Origin of the sequence: Falsiroseomonas oryziterrae (assembly GCF_021864505.1) — a bacterium.
Taxonomy (GTDB): Bacteria; Pseudomonadota; Alphaproteobacteria; order Acetobacterales; family Acetobacteraceae; genus Falsiroseomonas; species Falsiroseomonas oryziterrae.
The window spans coordinates 1-4078 of sequence record NZ_JAKJIB010000351.1; the positions used below are offsets into that span (position 1 = coordinate 1).

General features: G+C 73.4%; 6 protein-coding genes. 4 read left to right on the forward strand and 2 right to left on the reverse strand.

The features are described 5' to 3' along the window. Positions 1 to 53 precede the first annotated feature (53 nt). The 4 genes from L2I40_RS19880 to L2I40_RS19895 all read left to right on the forward strand — a co-directional run bounded on the left by L2I40_RS19880 (position 54) and on the right by L2I40_RS19895 (position 2877). On the forward strand, positions 54 to 236 hold the full coding sequence (locus tag L2I40_RS19880) for a hypothetical protein (protein ID WP_237216917.1): 183 nt from the start codon (positions 54 to 56) through the stop codon (positions 234 to 236). Between the two features lie 93 nt (positions 237 to 329). Beyond that, a complete protein-coding gene (locus tag L2I40_RS19885; RefSeq protein WP_237216918.1) occupies positions 330 to 1208 on the forward strand; it encodes a universal stress protein in 879 nt (292 codons plus the stop codon). Between the two features lie 292 nt (positions 1209 to 1500). After that, positions 1501 to 2211 carry a pirin family protein gene (locus L2I40_RS19890; protein ID WP_237216919.1) on the forward strand — a complete coding sequence of 237 codons (711 nt, stop codon included), beginning with the start codon at positions 1501 to 1503 and terminating at the stop codon, positions 2209 to 2211. A gap of 45 nt (positions 2212 to 2256) precedes the next feature. Then, positions 2257 to 2877: an SLATT domain-containing protein gene (locus tag L2I40_RS19895; RefSeq protein WP_237216920.1), complete on the forward strand. Its 621-nt coding sequence runs from the start codon at positions 2257 to 2259 to the stop codon at positions 2875 to 2877. Between the two features lie 6 nt (positions 2878 to 2883). On the opposite strand, the gene L2I40_RS19900 is transcribed toward L2I40_RS19895, so the two are convergent. Further along, positions 2884 to 3666, reverse strand: a complete 783-nt coding sequence (locus tag L2I40_RS19900; protein WP_237216921.1) for a hypothetical protein — start codon at positions 3664 to 3666, stop codon at positions 2884 to 2886. Between the two features lie 3 nt (positions 3667 to 3669). Further along, on the reverse strand, positions 3670 to 4078 hold a 409-nt coding region (locus L2I40_RS19905; RefSeq protein WP_237216922.1), incomplete at its 5' end, for a TSUP family transporter.

Below are 4078 nucleotides of genomic sequence, written 5' to 3' on the forward strand. Positions count from 1 at the left end.
ATGCTCTTCGGATCTGGCCCTCCACGGGCTAGAGGCTGGAGCGGCCGGTCGAGGTGCTGCGCGCGCGCGTCGAGTCGCGACGAGGTGATGCGTCCGACGCGGGCGTCGAGGTGATGCGACGCGCGGCCGCGGTGGATCCGGGGCCGCTTGCCGGCTGGGCGCGGCTCGATGCCGCCGGCGACCCCCGGCCGGCGGCGCGCAGCCTGCTGGCCTTGAACGGTGTTTCGGGCGCATAAACCTCTCTACTGGAAGGCCGGGCGGTCGTCCGGCGCATGTGCGACGCGGACGGGAACCGCCGGCCAGGGGCTTCGGAACGAGGAGGCTGTGCGATGGCCTATCGCCGCCTGCTGCTGCCACTCACCGGCACCTCCGCCGGCGAGGCGGCGCTGAACACCGCGCTCGACGTGGCGCGGATCTGGAGCGCGCATCTGCACTGCCTGCATGTGCGGGTGGATGCGCGGGACGTCGCGCCGCTGGCGGGCGAGGGCCTGTCGGGCGCGATGATCGAGGAGATGATGGCCGCGACCGAGCGGGAGAGCGGGGAACGCGCCGGCCGCGTGCGCGCGCTGTTCGACCGCTTTGCCGCGACGCATGGCGACCTGACGCTCGCCTCCGACCCCAACACGGCGCTCAAGACGCCTGGCGTCACGATCAGCTTCGAGGCGATCGCGGGCCGCGAGGAGGACGTGGTGGCGCAGCAGTCGCGCCTCTACGACATGGCGATCGTCCCGCACCCGGAGGCGGACGAGGATGTCTCCAGCTCCGACGCACTGCATGCGGTGCTGTTCGATTCGGGGCGGCCGGTGCTGATCTCCCCGCGCGAGGCGCCGAAGACCATCGGCACGCGGGTCTGCGTGGCCTGGAACGGCAGCGCGGAGAGCGCGGCGGCCGTCGCCGCGGCGCTGCCCTGGCTGCACCGCGCGCAGGCGGTGCGCATCCTCTATTCCGACGACTATCAGCGCCGCGGTCCGGGTGCGGAGGGCATCCGCGCCTATCTCCGCTGGCACGGGATCGAGGCCGAGGCCGCGCCCTTCAAGCCGCAGACGCGCGAGGTGGGCGCGGGGCTGCTGGGCGCCGCGCGGGATTTCGGCGCCGACCTGATGTGCCAGGGCGCCTACAGCCATTCGCGGCTCCGCCAGCTGATCCTGGGCGGCGTGACGCGGCACGTGCTGGAGAACGCGGATCTCCCGGTCCTGATGTGCCGCTGAAGGCGGCACATCAGGACCTTCTTCGTGTGCCTCAGGCGCCGGCGCCGCCTCCGGCGGCTTCGCTTGCGCGCCACGCACTGTTGCGCCTCGTCGGGAGGTAGGTCTGGGCGCGGGCCGCGTTCGCGGCCTCGGATGGCTGCGCCATCCGCCAGCGCCGATCCTGAGGTCGAATCGAGTTATTCGCCTTGTGAATAGCGGCGATCCGCGCGGGGGCGCTGCGCGGCGGCTGGGGCGTCCCTATCTCGTCGCCCGAACAGCAGGCCCGGCATGCGGGCCGACGGGAGATCCTCCGATGATCGACATCCGACCCTTCGGCAGCCTCGGCGGCGCCGACCATGGCTGGCTCAAGGCGCGCCACCACTTCTCCTTCGCGAGCTACCACGACCCCGCCCGCATGAACTGGGGCCGGCTGCGGGTGTGGAACGACGACGAGATCGCGCCGGGCACCGGCTTCGACGCCCATCCGCACCGCGACATGGAGATCATCACCTATGTCCGCGAGGGTGCGATCACCCACAAGGACAGCATGGGCAACGAGGGCCGCACCGAGGCCGGCGACGTGCAGATCATGTCGGCCGGCACTGGCGTGGTGCATGCCGAGTACAATCTCGAGCCCACCACGACGAAGATCTTCCAGATCTGGATCGTGCCCGACCGCCGCGGCGCCAAGCCGAACTGGGGCGCCAAGACCTTCCCCAAGGCGGCGCGCGAAGCGGGGTTCGAGGTGCTGGCCTCGGGCCGGCCGGCGGACGCGGGCAACGGCGCGCTGCCGCTGAACGTGGACGGCGCGGTGATGGCGGCGACGCTCAAGGCCGGGCAGACGCTGGTGCAGGCGCTCGACGAAGGCCGCGCCGCCTATCTGGTCCCGGCGAAGGGCAAGGTGACGGTCAACGGCGTCGCGCTGGCCGAGCGCGACGGCGCGGGCATCGTGGACGAGCGCGAGATCGCCATCACCGCGACCGAGGATGCGGAGCTGGTGATGGTCGAGGTCGCGAAGGACTGATCATTCCGCTGGCGGCGCCGCATCCGGCGGGGATAGCCTCCCCGTATGGATGTCGGTGCCGCCCCCGACCGCCTCGCGCCGCTCGAGCGCGAGGCGGCCGAGCTCGAATACCAGTGCCTGATGGCCGAGCGGGCGCATTTCGACGCCGGCTACTGGGCGTTCCAGCGCTACAAGTTCTGGGGGCTGTCGGCCGCGCTGCTCGGCGCGCTGACGACCGGCAGCGCGCTCGAGGTGGTGGGCACGCTGACCGGGCTCGGCGGGGCGGAGCGCACTGCCATCACCGGCGTGCTGGCGCTGCTGCTGACGATCGCGACGACGGTGCTGAACTTCCTGGATCCCAAGGGCCAGCGCGACCGGCACGAGGCGGTGGCCAAGCGGCTCGCGGCGCTGCGGGCAGAGGTACGGCTGTTCCGCCGTGCCGGCGGCGCGGCGCGCGACGGCGCCGAGGAGGTCTTCGCCAGGCTTCTTGCGCGCCATGCCGAGATCCTGGCGGAGGCGCCGGGGCTGAACGACCGGCGGCATCATGCGGCGAAGGACCAGCTGTTCAGCAACGCGCAGTATCGCGATCTGCGGCGCCTGACCGGGCGCGGCGAGCCGAAGCGCCGTCCGCCGGGAGTCCTGGTGCAGCTCCGCCGCCGGTGGTTCGGCGCGGCCGGGACGGAGTAGCGCATCTCAGCCGCGGTCGAGCAGCGCGGCGATCTCCCGCCGCAGCAGCCCGATCGGATCGCGTCCGGTGCCGCCGGCGACCAGCGCGCGGTGACCGCCGGGCAGCACCGCATGCCGCGCGCCGGGCAGCAGGGTGGAGGAGACAGGCACCAAGCCGTCGCTCGGCCCGGCGCCTTCGCGCTCCATCCAGCGTGCGAGCGGCAGGTAGGCGTGTTCGCGGATGTCGCGGCCATGCTCGATCGCAGTGGCCAGGCTTGTCACCGGCAGGCGCGCGGTTAGGGCCCGGATCGCGGCGCCGCTCGCCTCCATCCAGGGGCCGCGGGTGGCGCAGGTGAGGTCGCGCAGACCGTCGGCGTCGCCGATCCGCGCGAGGCGCAGCACGTGATCCGCAAGGCCGCGCAGCGGCGCGATGCCGAGCGCGGCATCGGCGACCGGCGAGCCGTGGAAGGGGGATTGCAGCGCGAGGAAGCCGCGGCACTGCGCCGCCACGCCGGGCAGCAGCAGCGCGGAGAGCGCCTCCACGCCGCCCTTGCTGTGGCCGACGAGGATCGCCGGCGCGTTGTCGCCAAGCACCATCTCGCCGAGCTTTGCGGCGTTGGCGGCAACGGCGGCGGCGGTCGGCAGCCGTGCGACGGCGACGTGCACGCCGATCGCCGCGAGCCAGGCGCGCTGGCGCTGCATGTAGTCGAGGCCGAGGGGACGCAGCCCCGCCATCAGTTCGCCGAACAGCCCGTAGCAGAGGATCACGCGCGTGCCCGCAAGCCGCGCGGCGAGGGTGGTGTCCTCCATCCCTCAGGCCACGGCGCGCCAGGCCATGCGCGCCGCGATGGACAGCAGCACGAGGCCGAAGATCCGCCGCAGCAGCAGAGGGTCGAGGCGCCTCGAAAGGCGCGCTGCCGCCGGCGCCACCAGGAAGGCGGGGGTGACGAGCAGCAGCAGGGCGAGGGGCACCACCTCGCCCGAAAGGCCCGCGAGAGCGGCAGCCGGCAGCGCGACGGCGAGGTTGAAGGCCGAGCCCGCGCCGATCGCGGCTGGCAGCGGTACGGAGAGCAGTGCGAGCACAGGTCCGCTGAGCGTCCCCGCGCCGATGCCGAGCGCGGCGGCGAAGGCGCCGACCGCCGCCGGCGGCAGCCAGCCGAGCGGCGGCGCGGGTGGGGCCGGTGCCAGCGCCCGGCCCGATCGTGCAAGCAGTCGCGCCGCC